This window comes from Pseudomonas sp. GW821-FHT02A11, assembly GCF_059421985.1.
Window position 1 is genome coordinate 44652 of the sequence record NZ_JBWKWB010000001.1, and the last position, 17644, is coordinate 62295.

Annotated in this window: 15 protein-coding genes and 1 pseudogene; 10 read left to right on the forward strand and 6 right to left on the reverse strand. The window is 56.3% G+C overall.

Annotation, left to right across the window (positions count from 1 at the left end; genetic code table 11):
- Positions 1-62: 62 nt before the first annotated feature.
- The 4 genes and pseudogenes from dsbD (at position 63) to AC07V9_RS00250 (ending at position 4085) form a co-directional block, all read left to right on the forward strand.
- Positions 63-1795, forward strand: a pseudogene (gene dsbD / locus AC07V9_RS00235) (protein-disulfide reductase DsbD).
- Positions 1795-2631 carry a TlpA family protein disulfide reductase gene (locus tag AC07V9_RS00240; protein ID WP_495013698.1) on the forward strand — a complete coding sequence of 279 codons (837 nt, stop codon included), beginning with the start codon at positions 1795-1797 and terminating at the stop codon, positions 2629-2631. The pseudogene dsbD and the gene AC07V9_RS00240 overlap by 1 nt, the downstream one beginning before the upstream one ends.
- Positions 2628-3395: a thiol:disulfide interchange protein DsbG gene (gene dsbG, locus AC07V9_RS00245; RefSeq protein WP_495013699.1), complete on the forward strand. Its 768-nt coding sequence runs from the start codon at positions 2628-2630 to the stop codon at positions 3393-3395. Before AC07V9_RS00240 ends, dsbG begins: the two co-directional genes overlap by 4 nt.
- Before the next feature lie 123 nt (positions 3396-3518).
- Positions 3519-4085, forward strand: coding sequence for a TetR/AcrR family transcriptional regulator (locus AC07V9_RS00250; protein WP_495013700.1), 567 nt, complete (start codon positions 3519-3521; stop codon positions 4083-4085).
- A 69-nt stretch (positions 4086-4154) separates the two neighbouring features.
- On the opposite strand, the gene fabF is transcribed toward AC07V9_RS00250, so the two are convergent.
- From fabF to AC07V9_RS00280, 6 genes are all read right to left on the reverse strand, one after another.
- Complete coding sequence (fabF, locus tag AC07V9_RS00255) at positions 4155-5429, reverse strand: beta-ketoacyl-ACP synthase II (protein WP_495013701.1); 1275 nt, start codon at positions 5427-5429, stop codon at positions 4155-4157.
- Between the two features lie 42 nt (positions 5430-5471).
- A complete protein-coding gene (locus AC07V9_RS00260) occupies positions 5472-6278 on the reverse strand; it encodes an SDR family NAD(P)-dependent oxidoreductase (RefSeq protein WP_495013702.1) in 807 nt (268 codons plus the stop codon).
- Between the two features lie 183 nt (positions 6279-6461).
- Positions 6462-6794, reverse strand: a complete 333-nt coding sequence (locus AC07V9_RS00265) for a ComEA family DNA-binding protein (protein ID WP_495013703.1) — start codon at positions 6792-6794, stop codon at positions 6462-6464.
- A 198-nt stretch (positions 6795-6992) separates the two neighbouring features.
- A complete protein-coding gene (locus AC07V9_RS00270) occupies positions 6993-8987 on the reverse strand; it encodes a polysaccharide biosynthesis protein (protein WP_495013704.1) in 1995 nt (664 codons plus the stop codon).
- Positions 8988-9096: 109 nt separating this feature from the next.
- Positions 9097-10113, reverse strand: a complete 1017-nt coding sequence (locus AC07V9_RS00275; protein ID WP_495013705.1) for an MraY family glycosyltransferase — start codon at positions 10111-10113, stop codon at positions 9097-9099.
- On the reverse strand, positions 10110-11075 hold the full coding sequence (locus AC07V9_RS00280) for a UDP-glucose 4-epimerase family protein (RefSeq protein WP_495013706.1): 966 nt from the start codon (positions 11073-11075) through the stop codon (positions 10110-10112). Before AC07V9_RS00280 ends, AC07V9_RS00275 begins: the two co-directional genes overlap by 4 nt.
- A gap of 316 nt (positions 11076-11391) precedes the next feature.
- Here AC07V9_RS00280 and AC07V9_RS00285 point away from each other — a divergent pair, with 316 nt between their 5' ends.
- The 6 genes from AC07V9_RS00285 (at position 11392) to AC07V9_RS00310 (ending at position 17587) form a co-directional block, all read left to right on the forward strand.
- Positions 11392-12489, forward strand: coding sequence for a DegT/DnrJ/EryC1/StrS family aminotransferase (locus tag AC07V9_RS00285; protein WP_495013707.1), 1098 nt, complete (start codon positions 11392-11394; stop codon positions 12487-12489).
- Positions 12486-13433 carry a glycosyltransferase family 2 protein gene (locus AC07V9_RS00290; RefSeq protein WP_495013708.1) on the forward strand — a complete coding sequence of 316 codons (948 nt, stop codon included), beginning with the start codon at positions 12486-12488 and terminating at the stop codon, positions 13431-13433. Before AC07V9_RS00285 ends, AC07V9_RS00290 begins: the two co-directional genes overlap by 4 nt.
- Complete coding sequence (locus AC07V9_RS00295; protein ID WP_495013709.1) at positions 13426-14376, forward strand: WxcM-like domain-containing protein; 951 nt, start codon at positions 13426-13428, stop codon at positions 14374-14376. The genes AC07V9_RS00290 and AC07V9_RS00295 overlap by 8 nt, the downstream gene beginning before the upstream one ends.
- Entirely contained in the window at positions 14377-14805 is a 429-nt protein-coding gene (locus tag AC07V9_RS00300) for a GtrA family protein (RefSeq protein WP_495013710.1), read from the forward strand.
- Positions 14795-16990 (forward strand): hypothetical protein, encoded by a 2196-nt coding sequence (locus AC07V9_RS00305; protein WP_495013711.1) that lies wholly within the window; start codon positions 14795-14797, stop codon positions 16988-16990. Before AC07V9_RS00300 ends, AC07V9_RS00305 begins: the two co-directional genes overlap by 11 nt.
- A gap of 120 nt (positions 16991-17110) precedes the next feature.
- Positions 17111-17587, forward strand: a complete 477-nt coding sequence (locus AC07V9_RS00310; protein WP_495014109.1) for an acyltransferase family protein — start codon at positions 17111-17113, stop codon at positions 17585-17587.
- Positions 17588-17644: the final 57 nt, after the last annotated feature.

The following is a 17644-nucleotide window of genomic DNA, read 5'->3' on the forward strand; positions in this document are numbered from 1 at the left end:
TTAATCAGCCCTTAATCACCACCCGCCACCCTCGCGCCATTGATGATTGACTGGGGTTGGGCATGCGTAGGTTGTGGGTTTTGTTGCTTCTGTTGTTTCCGCTGCTGGCGCATGCGCTGCAAGGTGCAGACCTGTTCAAGAAACCTGATTTTCTGCCGGCCGGGCAGGCGTTCATGTTCAGCTCGGAGCGTCTGGAAACTGGCGAAACCCGCTTGTATTGGCAAATCGCCGATGGCTATTACCTGTATCAGAAGCGCCTCAAGTTCGACGGCCTGAGCGCCGATCAACAACCCTCGCTTCCCGCAGGCGAAGACCACAACGACGAATATTTCGGCCAACAACAGGTTTATCGCCAAGGCCTCGAACTGGTCGTCCCGGCGTCCGCCAAAGGTCAGGTCAAGGTCGGCTGGCAAGGTTGTGCCGATGCTGGCCTGTGCTATCCGCCGCAAAGCCAGACAGTAGACCTGGGCGGCGGCAGCGCGAGCATCATTGATGGTCAGGCGCAGGATCAAGCGCTGGCCAGCACCCTTCAGGAGCGTTCGCTGGGCTGGAGCCTGCTGATCTTCTTCGGCTTGGGCCTGCTGCTGGCGTTCACGCCCTGCTCGCTGCCAATGCTGCCGATTCTCGCCGGTGTGGTCGTTGGCAGTGGCGCGCGCCCGACTCGAGGCTTCGCCCTGGCGGGCGTCTACGTGCTGAGCATGGCGCTGATTTATGCAGCGCTGGGTGTCGTCGCCGCGCTGCTGGGCGGCAACGTGCAATCGACCCTTCAACAACCTTGGCTGCTCGGCAGTTTCGCCGCGCTGTTTGTTATCCTGTCACTGCCAATGTTTGGTTTCTTCGAGTTGCAACTACCGGGCTTCATCCGCGACCGGCTTGAGAACAGCAGCCGTGGCCGTCAGGGCGGGAGCCTGCTAGGCGCCGGCATTCTCGGCGTATTGTCGGGGCTGATGGTCGGGCCTTGCATGACGGCGCCTCTGCCGGTGCACTGCTCTATATCGCGCAAAGCGGCAATGCCGTGCACGGCGGGCTGGTGCTGTTCGTCATGGGGTTAGGCATCGGCCTGCCGCTGCTGCTGGTGGTGACGGTTGGCAATCGCTTTCTGCCCAAACCGGGCGCATGGATGGATTGGGTCAAAGGCGTGTTCGGCTTCCTTTTACTGGGCACCGCGCTGGTCATGATCCGGCCGTTGCTGGCAGAGACGCTGTGGCTGGCGCTGTTCGGCGCACTGCTGGTGGTCCTCGGTTTCAGTGCCGTCGTCCAGACCCGCCCCCTCAAACGCGCCGCACTTATTGCGACGCCCGCAGGCGTGATTCTCGGCCTCTGGGGCGCGATGATGCTGATCGGCGCTGCTGGCGGCGCCGACGATCCGTGGCAACCGTTGACGGTTTACAGCGGGTCACGCTCCGAAGCGGGCAGCGCACGCCACGACGCCTTTACCACCATCAATGATCCGCAGACGCTGGACCGGGAACTGGCCACCGCAAAAGCCGACGGCCAATGGGTGCTGGTGGATTACTACGCCGACTGGTGTGTGTCCTGCAAAATCATGGAGAAAAACGTCTTTGGCAAATCGGAGGTCATCAAGGCGTTGAACGGCGTTCGCTTGCTGCGCCTTGATGTAACCGCCGACAATGACGCCAGCCGCGCTCTGCTCAAACGCTATCAAGTGCCCGGGCCACCGACACTGCTGTGGCTGGGGCCTGAGGGAAACGAACGCCGCGAACGGCGCATCACTGGTGAAGTGGATGACAAGGCCTTCGTCGAGCAATGGCAAGTGACCCGGGAGCACGGCTGATGCTGAGTGTGTCCGTCGGCCCTTTCGCGCTGGCGCTCAACCATCTGTTGCTGCTGGTTGCGTTGACGCTGGCCATTCTGGTTGGCTGGCTCGGCGGGCGCCACCGACGCGTCAATCCGGAGCGCAACCTGTTCGGCCTGTTCATGCTGGGGTTATTGATCGCACGACTGGCATTCGTCGGCGTCTACTGGGCGCAATATCAGCATCAGTTGCTCAGCATCCTCGACATCCGCGACGGCGGCTTTGTGCCCTGGCCCGGCGTCATCGCCGTGGTGATCAGCGCCCTTGTGCAGGGCTGGAGACGCCCGGTACAGCGAACACCCCTAGGCCTTGGCGTGGTCAGCGGCCTGCTCTTCTGGGGGCTGGGCAGCCTGGCCCTGAACGCCCAGCATGAAAATGCGCGGCTTCCCGACCTGACCTTGCGCAACGCCAACGGCGAGCCTACCCAACTGCGCGACTATCAAGGCAAGCCGCTGGTGATCAACCTCTGGGCCACCTGGTGCCCACCCTGCCGTCGCGAGATGCCCGTCCTGCAGGCGGCCCAGCAGGCCAATGACGATGTGACATTCCTGTTCGTCAATCAGGCCGAAAGCCCACGGGATGTTGCGACTTTTCTGACGACTCAGGGTCTGCATCTGGACAACGTTCTGTTCGACAGTGCCGGTGCTCTGGCTCAACAGGTTGGCTCGGCCGCCTTGCCCACCACGCTGTTCTACACAGCGTACGGACGACTGGCGGGCAGTCATCTGGGTGAACTGTCCGGCGCCAGCCTCAAGCACGCCCTGGACAACCTCCGCCCACCAGCGCCCTCTCTACCTTCAAGGAGTACTCAATGAGTTTCATGCGCTTTTCCGCCTTCGCGGTCGCGAGCCTGCTGGCCGTACAAAGCTCGATGCTGCTGGCCGACGAATTGCCCGCTGCGATCAAGGCACTGGAAGCCAAAGGCGCCACAATCAAGGGCTCGTTCGATGCCCCAGGCGGTCTGAAGGGCTATGCCGCGCAATATCAAAATCAAGGCATGGCGCTATACTTGACGCCCGACGGCAAGCATGTGCTGGCAGGCAACCTGTTCGATGAAAAAGGCAAAGACATCAGCGAAGCGCCGCTGCAGAAGCTGGTCTACGAGCCCATGACCCAAGCCATGTGGAGCCAGATGCAAGCCAGTACCTGGATCGCCGACGGCGCCAAGACTGCACCCAAAGTGATTTACCTGTTCAGCGACGCCAACTGCCCCTACTGCAACCTCTTCTGGGAGCAAGCAAGGCCTTGGGTGAAGTCCGGCAAGGTGCAACTGCGCCACATCATGGTCGGCGTGATTCGCGAAGACAGCGCCGCCAAGGCCGCCACGCTGCTGGCCGATACAAACCCCGAAGTCGCCCTGCAGAAGCATGAGCAGGCTGGCAAAGAGAGCACGCTCAAGGCGATGTCGTCGATCCCCAAAGACATCCAGGCCAAACTCGATGCCAACCTGAAGCTCATGGAAGACATGGGGCTGTCGGCGACCCCGTCGATTTTCTACAAGGACGAAAACGGGCAGCTGCAACAGCAACAGGGCGCACCGCGGCCTGAAGCGCTGGCCAAAATGATGGGGCCCAAGTAGGCCTTCAGGCGTGTGACCTTCTGACCAATGGCAACCTGGCTCGAAAAATGGATACTGCATCGGCATGTCATACATGTGAAAATGTCGACCACCATTTCAAGAGCCAGTCGGGAGGCTCGTTCAATGCGTTACGCCGAAGATCACAAAGCCCAAACCCATCAGCGCATCCTCCACGAGGCGGCCGCACGCTTTCGTCGCGACGGCATCGGCGCAACCGGTTTGCAGCCGCTGATGAAGGCATTGGGCCTTACCCACGGCGGGTTCTATGCCCATTTCAAATCCAAGGACGATCTGGTCGAAAAGGCCCTGCGCTGCGCAGTAGATCAACTGACCGGCGATGACTCGGCCACCGCGCCTGCGGCTCCGACGACCGAAGCCTTTATCGACAAGTACCTGTCCCCGGAGCATCGCTCAACGCCTGAAAACGGCTGCCCGCTGCCGACCATGTCCTCGGAGCTGGGCCAGCGCGGCCAACCCAGCGAGATCACCGACGAGCTGATTCACAAAATGCTCGCGACGCTACAAGCCGGCATGCCAGCGGGCCAACAGAACAGCGACACGTGCGTGATGATCATGTCGAGCCTGGTGGGCGCGATCACCCTCGCTCGCAGTGCAAAGGATCCGCAACTGGCCGAACGCATCCTGCAAACCACCCGCGAACAGCTCAAGCGGCAACTCGCCTCGGTTTGAGCCAAACGCGTCAAATGAAAAAGCCCCTGGTGCGGCCGACACCAGGGGCTTTTTCATTGCTTCAGATCATCAAGGCTGCCAGCGACGGAACAACACGCTGGCGTTGACGCCACCGAAGCCGAATCCGTTCGACAAGGCGTACTCAATCTTCATCGGCCGGGCTTCTCCACGGACGATATCAATCCCCTGCGCAGCTTCATCCGGGTTTTCCAGGTTGAGCGTCATGGGTGCGATCTGGTCACGGATCGCCAAGGCCGTGAAGATCGCCTCGATGCCACCCGCAGCGCCGAGCAAATGCCCGGTCGCCGATTTGGTCGAAGTCACCGCAACGCCATTCTGATCACCAAACACCGTCTTGATCGCCGCCATCTCGCCTTTGTCGCCAACCGGCGTCGAAGTGGCATGTGCATTGAGGTGCTGAATGTCCGAAGGCTTGATGCCTGCCTGACGAATCGCCGCCTGCATGGCCCGACGCGCACCGCTGCCATCTTCCGGGCCCGCAGTAAGGTGATAGGCATCAGCGCTGGTGCCGTAACCCACCAGCTCGACGATCGGCGTGGCGCCGCGCGCCAACGCATGCTCCAGGGTTTCGATCACTACGATGCCAGCGCCCTCGCCCATGACGAAGCCGTCACGGTCACGATCAAACGGGCGAGACGCCTTTTCAGGAGTCTCGTTGAAACCGCTGGACAGCGCCCGGGCTGCCGCAAAGCCACCCAACGCGACGCGATCGACACACGCCTCGGCGCCACCGCAAATCGCGACATCCGCTTCGCCGGCAAGGATCATGCGCGCCGCATCGCCTATCGCTTGCACCCCGGCGGCACAGGCAGTCACCGGCGCACCGAGCGGCCCTTTGAAGCCGTGCTGAATCGACACATGGCCCGCCGCCAGATTGACCAGAAACGCCGGAATGGTGAACGGCGACAGCCTGCGCGGGCCCCGGGTATCGGTGGTACGCACCGCATCGGCAATCGTCACAAAGCCGCCAATGCCGGACCCGATGATCGTTGCCGTGCGCTCGCGCTCCTCATCCGTCGAGGGCGCCCAACCCGCTTGCGCGACAGCCTGCTGAGCCGCAGCCAGAGCGAAGAGAATGAAACGGTCCATCCTCTTCTGCTCTTTGGGCGGCGCTGCAAGGTCGGCATCGAAGCCCGCCTCGGGATCATCGGCCAACAGCGGTACCAGGCCGCCCACCTTGCCAGGCAGATCCGCCACCGTGTCGTCGGGCAACTGGACAATGCCGGAGCGTCCTTGCAACAACCGCTGCCAGACCGCCTCGACGCCCGTGCCCAGCGGCGTCACCAGCCCCATACCCGTCACTACGATGCGACGCTCGCTCATGCCTTCACCTTTTCAACTTTCAGAACGTTCACAGGGACGAATTCACGCGCCTGAGTTTTTGTAACGAGCCGCTGCATGCTGCAACGACAGATTCGGACCCAAGGCCAGACGCGCGTTGACGAACGCCTCCCAGTCGGCCGCATTGGCCAGCGACGGGATGGTCACCAGCTCCTTCTGATCGAAACCGCTCAGCGCAGCGTCCACCATCTCATTCACATCCATCACCATCTCCGGCGGGAACGCATTGAGATCAATACCCGCACGCTCCCAGATCTCGGTACGCGTGGCGCCCGGCATCACCGCCTGCACCTGAATACCCTTCTCACCGACCTCGGCATTGAGCGACTGAGTCAGACTCAACACATACGCCTTGCTCGCCGCATACACGGCGTTGAAGCGCTCAGGAATCATTGGCACCACCGACGCAATGTTCACGATCGCACCACGACCACGAGCGAGGAAACCGGCTGCCGCCGCCGACGCCAGATGTGTCAGCGCGACAACGTTCAGCTGAATCAGGCGATCAACCTCTTCCAGATCCGCCTCGGCCAACGGCGTGCTCGACGCCACACCGGCGTTGTTCAACAGCAGCGTGATTGACGCATCGCTACGCAAACGCTGCTCGATCACCGAAACATCCGACGCATTGGTGAGGTCGGCCTTGAGCACCTCAACCTTCACCGACGCCTTCGCGCGCAAATCAGCAGCCAAGGCTTCCAATCGCGCCTGGTCGCGCGCGACCAGCAGCAAATCGAAGCCGCGTTTGGCCAGGCGGTCCGCATACGTTGCGCCAATGCCTGAGGAAGCGCCGGTGATAAGGGCTGTACCTTTGATGCTGGTGATGCTCATGGGATGGTTCTCCGTGGACGTTGAGAGTAGCAACCAGTTAATATTACGACCGTAATTAAAATGATTATATGTCGATTGACATTTTCCATGTCAAGACGTGAAGCCCACGGAAGATGAACCCGGTCTTAGCGGGTAAAAAAAAGACCGATCAGAGATCGGTCTTTTGTCAGTTTGAAGAGCCAGTCAATCCAGCGAAAGCTTGTCTCGGTTTTTGTCCAGAATCGCTTTGCCGATCCCCTTCACCTCAATGAGCTCATCCACGGACGTAAAGGCTCCATTCTCATCACGATAGGCGACGATCGCCGCTGCTTTCGCCGCGCCGACGCCATTGAGTTCTTTCTGCAGTGTTTCTGCATTAGCGCTGTTGATGCTGACCTTGCCTGACTGCTCGGATGGAGCCACCGCTGCAACAGAAGAAGACGAAGCCGGCGCCGAAGACGCGGGCATGGCATTCACCGCCAGGGAAGTGCCAGCCAGCAAAGCGAAGACGAGAGACGCGAGGTAGGACTTACGCATGAGTAATGCTCCATGACATCGTGGGTTTGGAAAGCAGCGTTCCTGAGCTGCTTCTGAAACCTAGACGATGCCTCTGGAACATCAATGCGGGGATAGTTAACGGGATGTGTCTGGTGCGCAAACCCCGAAAACACAAGGGCCCGGGCCGGATGCTACTGGCTGGAAACTACGTAAACGAACGTGTCAAAGCATCGGTGCTCAAGGCTCTTTACGTCGCTGCTGATGAATCCAATCAACGATATCGCCCTCTGGCGCATAGCCACTCACGGTATCGCCCAATATCTGGCGCACCTTGTTGTAGTCGTCTTCATCCAGCGCTTTGAGTAATTGCGACAGGCTCTGCTTAAAAGCGTCCCAGGAAAGGTAGTCCTCCTGAGCACTCATGATCATCGGATGGCTGGTCACCGCGACATTGTCGCCAATCAGCAGCTCCTCATAGAGCTTTTCACCTGGACGCAGTCCGGTGAACTCGATGGAAATATCGCCATGCGGATTCTTTTCAGAACGAATGCTCAGGCCTGACAGGTGGACCATTTTTTCCGCCAGCTCGATGATTTTCACCGGCTCCCCCATATCCAGCACGAACACGTCACCGCCCTGCCCCATGGACCCGGCCTGGATCACCAGTTGCGCCGCCTCGGGGATGGTCATGAAATAACGAGTGATTTTCGGATGGGTGACGGTCAACGGCCCTCCAGATTTGATCTGCTGGTGAAACAGCGGAATCACCGATCCCGAAGACCCGAGCACATTGCCGAAACGCACCATGATGAAGCGGGTCTTGTTGACCTGATGCACGTTGGCTCGGTCGCCAAACATGACCGGCGCGGTCTCGCGGCTCAAGGCCTGCAGGATCAGCTCCGCCAGACGCTTGGTGCTGCCCATGACGTTGGTGGGGCGCACCGCTTTGTCCGTAGATATCAGCACAAAATTGGCAACGCCGGCCTGCAACGCCGCTTGAGCGGCATTGAGCGTGCCGACCACGTTATTGAGCACACCTTCCCCGATATTGTGCTCAACCATTGGCACATGTTTGTAGGCGGCAGCGTGGTAAACGGTGTCGACGCGCCATGTTTTCATGACGTCCAGCAGTTTGGCGTGATCGCGCACAGACCCCAGAATCGGCAGGATTTTCACCTTCAGCGATTCGCGCTCTATGCGTCGTTCAAGCTCGGAAAGAATGGTGTAGAGGTTGAATTCACTGTGGTCGAGCAACAACAAGGTCGTGGGTTTGAGCGCAATGATCTGTCGGCACAACTCGGACCCGATCGAACCTCCAGCCCCCGTAACTAGCACGCGCTGTTTTTTGATGCAGTGCTCAAGCAGCTCCTCCTGAGCCGGCACAGCATCGCGGCCCAACAGATCTGCAATGTCGACTTCCTGAAGGTCGTCGACCTTGACCCGGCCTGCGGCCAGGTCGGAAAAGTTCGGAACACTGCGCACGTGAAGGGGGAAACCCTCCAAAAATCCGAGGATCTCGCGCCGACGCGCCCGGGCCGAAGAAGGGATCGCAAGCAGTATTTCCTGCGCGCCCGTGACATCAATCATCTGCTGAATATGCTTGGGCTTGTAGACCTGTAAACCTGAAATGACACGATTGGAGATGGAGTCGTCGTCATCGATGAACGCAACTGGACGCATCGAGCGCCCCATCCTCAGGGCAGCGACCAACTGGTTACCCGCAGCGCCGGCGCCATAAATGGCCACCTTGGGCAGGCCGTCATCTCGACTGGTAAACGGCACATGCTGCGTGGCAGAAAACCAGTCGCCCAGGAAATATTGACGCATGGCAAGCCGCAGGCCGCCAATCATGACCAGACTCAACCACCAGTAGTTGAACATCACCGACCGCGGGACGACATGCTGATGGTTGCTGTAGAGATAAACGACTACGCCCAGAATCAATGCAGAGAGACTGACGGCCTTGATAATCGCTACCAGAGCGTCGTTGCCGAAATAACGCATGACGGCGCGATACATGCCGAAACGGACGAACAAAGGGATGGCGACAACAGGCGCGCTGAGAAACAGCCAAGTATGAATTTCCAGGGGATTGATAAGGTCATCGATACCCAAGCGAACCACAAAGGCCATCCAGAGCGCGAACCAGACCAGGCAGATGTCGGTGGCAACCTGAATGACTCGCTTCTGACGGCGTGGCAATCCCAGCAGCAGCGCGCGAATTTTCTCCATGCATCCCTCGAGCACGAGTTCAATCTCCCTTCTATCGACCGGTGCAACGGTCGTTGATTCCTGTCACGTGCAAAGAATCATTATGGCGATGAAATCACCGCTCCCCCTCTCAACGCTGTTCAAGCTCACCGGCGCGAAATCGGATGGCCAGAACCACCAGCGGAACATAAGCGATAATCACGCCCACAGCACCATCTAGCCCGAAATGCGCCACCCAGAGGGCAACAGGCAGAAGCCAGCAAATATTGATTACACCGACTGCGGACGTCACAGGAAGGTGCCTACCGAACCGCCGGGAAGCAAATTGGTAGGCATGACTTCTGTGAGCCTCATAGACCTTGTCGCCTCGAACGAGCCGACGAATGAGGGTAATTGTAGCGTCTACGATGAAAACACCGAGAAGAATAAGCCATGAATACAGGAACTGCGAGGAAATACTGGCCGCCTGAATGGTCAGGATGCCTAGAATCATGCCGAGGAAACCGCTGCCAGCGTCGCCCATGAAGATCCGCGCGGGAGGAAAATTCCAGAACAGGAAGCCAGCAACCGCAGCTGCCAGTAGAACCGGTAGCCAGATATGCTCGGGATGACCAGCCAAGGCGTAAATCAGCGCGGCCCCGAGGCAGGCGCATACCGCCTCGACACTGGCGATGCCGTCTATACCATCCATGAAGTTGTACAGATTGACCAGCCACACCAGGTAGATCACAGCCAGCACATCACCGATCAACCCAAGATCGACAGACATAGTAAAGAGCGAGATGGTCGGCAACCCGCCCAGCCATATCAGGCTCCAGGCGGAAGCCATAAAGTGGCCGAGCAACCGCCAGCGGGCTGCGACATGCCCGTGATCGTCGAGAAAGCCCAGACCGGCAACGAGCAAGCCCGCCCCAAATAAGGCCATGAAGGTGGAAAACGGCAGCACGCCGGCGCCTGCTAGCAGCGCCAGCACCACCAGGTAGCTGACGACAATGGCCACGCCACCACCTCGCGGCGTAGGAATCGTGTGAGAACTCCTGCCGTTGGGAATATCCAGCAAGCTCTTGTGCACCGCGTAGCGTCGCAGCCAATACGTCAAACCGAACGAAACCCCGACAACCGCAACCACCAACCACCAATAATTCATTTATGTTCCGTTGCTAAAAAGTGCTCGACGGTCTTGCGCAAACCTTCATCGACAGAAACCGGTGGCGTCCATTGCAGCCGCTCACGATTCTTGCTGATGTCCACACACAGCGAACCCAAGACGCGCTGCGCCGCAGCTCTGCGCCCCAACAGACTGGCGCCGACATACAGTAGAGGTTGCGGCACGGGAATCAAGCGGTTCGGCGCATGCAAATGCTTGATTAGCTTGCGCGCAAGGTCAGACGTTGAAAGATCATTGCCATCGCTTACCAGAAATACCTGATTCGCCGCTGCCGGGTGATCCACGCAGACCTTGATGAGATCGACCAGGTTGTCCAGCGAAACCAGGCTACGCCGATTGTCGATCGCTCCCAGCGGCAACGGAATGCCCTTGCTCAAGACACGCATCAATTGCAAGAAGTTAGCTTTTACGCCCGGCCCATACACCAACACGGGCCGGATGATCACCACCTCCATGCTGCAATTGCATGCAAGCTCCAAGAGCCCCTGCTCCGCTTCGAACTTGGAAATACCGTAGGGATCCAGCGGTTGGGAGAGATCGTCCGGACCGAACCGCTGACCACGCGCGGTGGATTCACCGTTGACCTTGATCGAACTGATGAAGATGAAGCGCCGCACCCCGGCAGCGGCGGCCTGGCGTGCGAGATTCAGTGTGCCGGCCGTATTCACCTCGCGAAAGCTCGCGAGCGGGTCGGCGGCGGCGTCATTCATGATGTGAACGCGGGCGGCAGTGTGGATGACGACGTCGATATCACGCAGCATGTGGTTGTGATCCGACTCAGACTCAAGGCTGGCCATGATCCTCAGAGCTGCATCAACCTTTCCCTGCTTCCGACACCGTACCGCTCCAATCGCAGTGACGTCAGGAACAGACGAATAGTTTGCAATCAGTGCGCTTCCCAAGAATCCGGAAGCCCCAGTAACCAAAACACTCTTTGCCATCTTGGCACCATGCATTGAAAACGGTCGGGACGGTACCACGAAACGCCCCAGACAGCGACGACACTCGCCTCTGGGCAGGTGCGGCAGATGCATCTCCGAGCGGGCAACACGTTTAATTTGAAAATGGGTTTGAAGGTTTAATCCTGGATCGCCATTTCAGTTGGTGTAAATGTTGGCGGACGTTAGAATCCTCCTCCAATCAATAAAGGCCGGTTATCGATACTCAGTCGATGAGTGTGCATGGAAGCGAGAGGCATCGCGCTTTTTCCTGACAACCGTGTGATCCGGACGCTTAACTGCAAGGGAGAGTCATTTAATGCAACAGATCAACAACCTCGCTGCGAAAATCAGTGCCTATCGGACACAGATCGATGCGGCGGTTGAACGGGTCATTACCAGCGGCTGGGTAGTCCTGGGGCCGGAGGTAAAGCGTTTTGAAGCAGGCTTTGCGGACTATTTGGGGGCCGCGCACTGCATTAGCGTTGCCAACGGCACTGATGCGATCGAGTTGGCTCTCAAAGCAATAGGTGTGGACAAGGGTGCCAAAGTCGCCACGGTCGCAAACGCAGGTATGTACACCACCACCTCGATTCTCGCGCTCGGCGGCGAGCCGGTATTCATGGATGTGAGTCTAGAAACCAAGGTCGTGACTTTGGCCGATGTCCAGGTAGCGGTCGCCCAAGGCGCTCAATTCGTAGTCGTGACGCATCTTTATGGACTGGCTATTCCTGAAATTCGCGAAATAGCCGAGTACTGTGCTGCACAGGGCGTTCCCCTGCTGGAAGACTGCGCGCAGGCCCATGGTGCCCTAAAGCATGGCAAACGGGTCGGTACCTTTGGCAATGTTGCAAGCTTCAGCTTCTATCCAACTAAAAACCTGGGTGCAATGGGTGATGGTGGAGCTGTCGTCACCAACGATCCACGAACAGCACAGTTGGTAACTCAACTTCGCCAGTATGGTTGGTCAGCCAAATATCGGGTCGAGCTCGCAGGCGCGAGAAACAGCCGTCTGGACGAAATGCAGGCCGCCATCCTATCTGAATTTCTGCCTCACTTGGACGCGTGCAACGGCCGACGCCGCCAGATCACAGACCGTTACAGTCGCGAGATCAAGCAGGCCAGCATCCTTCATCCGGAGCAATGCGGTGATGCAAGTGTTGGCCACCTGTACGTCATCCGCTGCCAGGCTCGCGACGCATTGCAACAACATCTGCGCAGCCAGCAAATCGCGTCCGACGTCCATTACCCGATCCCCGATCATCAGCAGCCAGTGTTCGATAGCCGATACAACGCGATCACGTTGCCTAATACCGAACGCCTTGCCGCTGAAATCCTGACTTTGCCGTGTTATCCAGAAATGACAGATGCCGAAGTCAGCAACGTCATCAATGCCGTCAGCGGATGGGAGGCATGAAGTACTCGGTCATCATTCCGGTCTACAAAAATGCCCAGTCGATCCCTCGGCTGATCGTGGCTCTGACTGAAATCAACGAACGCCTGAACAATGAAATGGAAGCCGTGTTTGTAGTCGACGGGAGTCCGGACGCTTCATTTTCGCGACTGCAAGCGCAGTTACCGACACTGCCCTTCAGCGCCCAATTGCTGGCACATGCCAGAAATTTCGGCTCATTCCCAGCCATCAGAACCGGGCTGATCGCCGCAACAGGCGAGTACTACGGCGTCATGGCGGCGGATTTGCAAGAGCCGCCAGACCTGTTGATCAGTTTTTTCCAGGCACTGTCGGCCAATGAGTGCGACGTGGCGATAGGCACCCGTAACGCCCGCAAGGATCCCTTCGCCAGCCGAATAGCCTCATCCATTTTTTGGGGGCTGTACCGCAAACTGGTGGTGCATGACATGCCCGCAGGTGGCGTGGACATTTTTGGATGCAATAGAATCTTTCGAGACCAATTGCTCAAGCTTGAAGAGTCGCGCTCTTCACTGATCGCGTTGATATTCTGGCTGGGCTTCCGACGCAAATTCGTAAGCTACGAACGCCAGATTCGCCAGGAAGGCAAGTCAGCCTGGACGTTCAAGAAAAAAGTCGAATACATGATGGACAGCGTTTTCGCGTTCACTGACTACCCGATCCGGCTACTGATCAGAATGGGCACGATTGGCTCACTCGTGTCATTGGCGATCGGCCTGATGGTCATCATCGCGAAAATCAGCGGAGCCATCGCAGTGCCCGGTTATGCGGCCACCATGATCGTCGTGCTATTGCTGGGTACTCTCAACCTGCTGGGCCTCGGCCTAGTGGGCGACTATGCTTGGCGGGCCTATGAAAACACCAAGCAGCGCCCGTTAGCAGTGGTCAGCATGCAGCTTGACAACTGGGAGAGGACATATCGTGACTAAGAACTTCATTCATCCGACCGCTGATGTACAAAGCGAAAAGATCGGAGAGAACACTCGCGTCTGGCAGTACGTGGTGATTCTTCCAGAAGCCACCATCGGGGCCGACGTGAATGTCTGCTCACATTGTTTGATCGAAAACGATGTCATCATCGGCGATCGAAGTACTATCAAATCGGGTGTGTATGTCTGGGACGGGTTGAGAATAGGGTCCGATGTGTTCGTGGGTCCTAATGTGACCTTCACTAATGACAAGTTTCCACGATCGAAGGTGTTTCCGGAAAACTTCCTTCAGACCGTTATCCACGATGGTGCGTCGATCGGCGGAGGCGCCGTCATTCTGCCAGGCATTACCATTGGAACGGGCGCCATGGTAGGCGCAGGTGCCGTCGTTACGAAGTCGGTCCCACCCTACGCAATCGTCGCAGGTTCGCCAGCGAGGATTACAGGCTATGTGAAAAACCCGGGTTCGAGTGATAGTCAGACGCATGAACCTGTGCAAACTGGCGATCACAAAGAGTCGATCTACCGAGTGGGCGTGGGCGATGTCACGTTGCACAACTTCAAGCTTGTTCCCGACATGCGTGGAGACCTTTCGGTGGGTGAATTCGAGAAGGAGATCCCCTTCACACCCAAGCGTTATTTCCTCGTCTTCAATGTCCCTAGCCAGAAAACCCGTGGCGAGCACGCCCATCATAGATGTCATCAATTCCTGATTTGCGTCAAGGGGAGCTGCGCCGTAGTCGTGGACGACGGGAAAAACCGCGCAGAAGTCATGCTGGATGCGCCGAACAAAGGTGTTTATCTGCCTCCGATGACGTGGGGCATACAATACAAGTACTCCGAAGACGCTGTCTTGCTGGTATTCACCTCCGATTACTACGACGCTGCCGACTACATCCGTAACTACACCGAGTTTACTAACCTGACTTCGATTGCCGGTTAAATGGACAATACGAACTTCGCGGCCTCGCTGAAACGCTGGGCCTATTTCTTGGTGGGGGGCGGTTTGAACACCGCCCTTACTTTCGCTATTTACCTACTGCTGAACCTGATCGTCAGCTATCAAGTTGCTTACGGCATCGCTTATGCGTGCGGGATCGTTTTTTCCTACTTTTTCAATTCGAAACTCGTGTTCAAGGTAATACAGTCATGGAAGACTTTTCTACTGTACCCATTGGTTTACATCATCCAATATTTCATTGCGGCGATGTTGCTGTCTGTGCTGGTCGAAAAACTGAGAATCAATGAAAAAGTAGCCCCGCTTGCAATCGTTATATTACTTATCCCTGTAACATACATCCTAAGCAAGCTGGTGCTACAAGCCGGCAGCACACCCGTAACGCCCTCGAACAGAAAAAACCATGACAACTAAAATCCTACCCATTCAACGCCCGATATCAGCTCAACGCACACCGGTTTCATTGAACGGCCTATTGCTGCATGTACTGCCCTCCACCCTGTTGATCCTGGCGATATGGGCGCCCTTTGGTTTTGACTTGGTTGGAAATATCGAAGAATGGAACATCTTGGGGATGTTCGTAAATTACGGGCTCTTTTTTGTAACTGATGTTTCCAGCCCGCTGCCCATCCATGCATTAAGGCCGTTGACGATATTACCTCAGGCCATCGCTTACTACCTGGACAGTCATTCATTTTTCTATTGGAACGTCCTCTCAGCACTGTCGCTAATAATTAAAGGGATTTGCGCCAGCCTGCTGATTAAAAGAATTACAAAATCCGGGGTTCTGGCCGTCGCCGCCGCACTGCTGATCATTATTTATCCTGCCGACACGATGCAGCTGTCGTTTCGCTCGATACACATCAACTGGGCACTCAGCCTGCTGCTCAGTGCAAGTATATTGCAGCTCAAAGCCGTTAGCGGAGAATCGGGTAGCTGGACTCATGCGATGGTAGCATCGGGTCTGGTCGCATCAGCCTGCAGCATGTACGAAGCGTCGATTTTACTGTCGCCGTTACCATTGCTGACGCTTTTTGCGGCGAACGGTTTGAAGGACACGCTGGGGAAAGCCTGGCAACACTTGGGGAAACACGCCCTGTGGTTTTTCGGAGTCCTGGTTTACATCGGCTACGTTATTTACACAGCCCCTCACGTCAAAAGCTACCAAAGCAACATCTCAGGACAGGACACCTTGGCAACACTGCAACATTCCTTCCCTCATCTGTTCTCTATCGGCCTTTTAAGGACGGCGCTGGGTGGATGGTACGACGCAATGTTGATCACTTACACAGAGTTCTCGAATTACTGGTACGCGATTCTCGTGCTTACTGGCATCTTTGGGGTCGTTGTATACCTGCTGAAAACGTCCAGAAATGAGGCAGCATTATCCGTTGGTGTTGCAAACCCTGTCACCGCGCGCATCTTGGTCGTGGGGATATTGCTGACGCTACTGGGTTATGCCCCTTTCCTGCTTTCGCTGTCGCACCAGAGCATCAGCCAGAGGACCTTCCTGTTCGCCAGCCTGGGAGGCGTGCTGATGACGATATCCGTCGCGATCGTCATTATCAGGTACCTCAAACCCATCGGCGGAGCGCTATTGGCTGCTCTTTTCCTGACGGGGTTCTGCACACAGCTATATCAATTCAACCACTACCTCACCTTGGGCGAACGTGAAAAGGCAATTCTGACCAGCATCGTTCAAAAGCTGGACGAGCCATTCAGCGCAAAGCAAGTAATCGTTCTGGATAAAACGAGCGAACTCAACGATACATGGATGTTTTTAGCTTCCAACCTGCGAGCCGCGTTGACCTACGTTTATGGGCACGATTTTGCAGGCATTCAGATTTGCCGCATGCCCAGTCACGAATGGCAGGAACCCGACAATCTAGCGAGGAAAGGCAGCTGTGAGGAAACTTCAGACGAGTGGGTTTTCCATTATCAAGAAGCTGTCACCGGACCCTATATCCCGAAACGTCCAGAACTTCCTGCTGTGCATATTAAAAAATCAGCTGCTGTCGTTGTAGTTGCTGATCCCGACGGTGAAGCTGGACAACCCCTTAGTCCCAAGCTGCAATATCTGTCGCGGGCAGACAATCAAAGCTACTTCGCTAAAATTTACCGCAATGTACTGAGCCCCGGCTCCCCCGCTTTGTCTATGGCGGGACTGACTGACCCGCGAGCCAAGGACTATTACCATTGGAACTTTGGCGACTGGTGGAGCCTGGAGCTTCCTGTGGCTGGCTCAGGATGGAGGCCGGCGGAGTGGACAGTGAACAATTTTCATCATGATGCGATCGCTTGGATCACCAATGATCTGGCAACATTGAACTTTACATTCACTCCCTTGAACCACAGCTATACGCTGTCTGGAGAGTTCACAGACTTCATCAATAGCACAATCAGAGAAAATCTGACGATGGCGATCAATGGAAAAAGTGTTCCTCTCACATGGTCAAGTCCTGGCCAGTTTTCTGGCGATATTCCTGACGGTTCGATGGTTGCGGGAGTCAATATCATCTCCATCTCGGCAAAGGTTGACCCCAGCCAATATGGTTTATCTGGGAGACTAACCCGCATTCAGGTAGATCCCAATTATTAATTGTAACTGCTGGCCGGATACATACCAGTATAGCTGCAAGGTGGGAAATTTTTTGCGTGAATTAAAATTTGACGCTCGTCAAAAGCGGGCGTTGAGTAACGGATACCATGACCCCCATAGATTGGCTTATATCCCGTACCTCACCAGCATGGCGTTTTTTTAGGAAAACGAGATGGATCAGCAGCATCTAAAGTACATGCCTCACATCGATGGGCTCAGGGCGGTAGCGGTCCTGAGCGTCATCTTCTATTATTTGAATATAAGTGCGCTCAATGGCGGTTTGTTGGCGTAGATATCTTTTTCGTTATCTCAGGATATTTAATATCCAAAATAATTTACGTTGAAATTTATAACCAATCCTTCTCCTTATCTACATTTTACAAGAGAAGAGCCCGGCGAATTCTTCCCGCCTTCATGGCAGCGGTCATGTTTTCGGCCTCGCTTACTGCGATCTTCATGTACTCTCAAGAACTGGCGCATTTGCCAAATCTGCTTTTGTCGTTTCGGCATTTTCGGCCAATATCTACTATTTTCTTACCTCAAGCTATTTTTCATCCACAGCGACTGAAATGCCGTTGCTTCACCTATAACCCCTAGGCGTTGAAGAACAGTTCTGTATATTTTTTCCATTTCTTGCCATTGCACTAATCAAAT

What these genes read in the sequence shown, in the direction of transcription:
- AC07V9_RS00280 (WP_495013706.1), bottom strand. Translation starts at nt 11,075, where the DNA reads ATGGCAAAGAGTGTTTTGGTTACTGGGGCTTCCGGATTCTTGGGAAGC.
- dsbG (WP_495013699.1), top strand. Translation starts at nt 2,628, where the DNA reads ATGAGTTTCATGCGCTTTTCCGCCTTCGCGGTCGCGAGCCTGCTGGCC.
- AC07V9_RS00270 (WP_495013704.1), bottom strand. Translation starts at nt 8,987, where the DNA reads ATGGAGAAAATTCGCGCGCTGCTGCTGGGATTGCCACGCCGTCAGAAG.
- AC07V9_RS00305 (WP_495013711.1), top strand. Translation starts at nt 14,795, where the DNA reads ATGACAACTAAAATCCTACCCATTCAACGCCCGATATCAGCTCAACGC.
- fabF (WP_495013701.1), bottom strand. Translation starts at nt 5,429, where the DNA reads ATGAGCGAGCGTCGCATCGTAGTGACGGGTATGGGGCTGGTGACGCCG.
- AC07V9_RS00265 (WP_495013703.1), bottom strand. Translation starts at nt 6,794, where the DNA reads ATGCGTAAGTCCTACCTCGCGTCTCTCGTCTTCGCTTTGCTGGCTGGC.
- AC07V9_RS00300 (WP_495013710.1), top strand. Translation starts at nt 14,377, where the DNA reads ATGGACAATACGAACTTCGCGGCCTCGCTGAAACGCTGGGCCTATTTC.
- AC07V9_RS00260 (WP_495013702.1), bottom strand. Translation starts at nt 6,278, where the DNA reads ATGAGCATCACCAGCATCAAAGGTACAGCCCTTATCACCGGCGCTTCC.
- AC07V9_RS00290 (WP_495013708.1), top strand. Translation starts at nt 12,486, where the DNA reads ATGAAGTACTCGGTCATCATTCCGGTCTACAAAAATGCCCAGTCGATC.
- AC07V9_RS00250 (WP_495013700.1), top strand. Translation starts at nt 3,519, where the DNA reads ATGCGTTACGCCGAAGATCACAAAGCCCAAACCCATCAGCGCATCCTC.
- AC07V9_RS00240 (WP_495013698.1), top strand. Translation starts at nt 1,795, where the DNA reads ATGCTGAGTGTGTCCGTCGGCCCTTTCGCGCTGGCGCTCAACCATCTG.
- AC07V9_RS00275 (WP_495013705.1), bottom strand. Translation starts at nt 10,113, where the DNA reads ATGAATTATTGGTGGTTGGTGGTTGCGGTTGTCGGGGTTTCGTTCGGT.
- AC07V9_RS00285 (WP_495013707.1), top strand. Translation starts at nt 11,392, where the DNA reads ATGCAACAGATCAACAACCTCGCTGCGAAAATCAGTGCCTATCGGACA.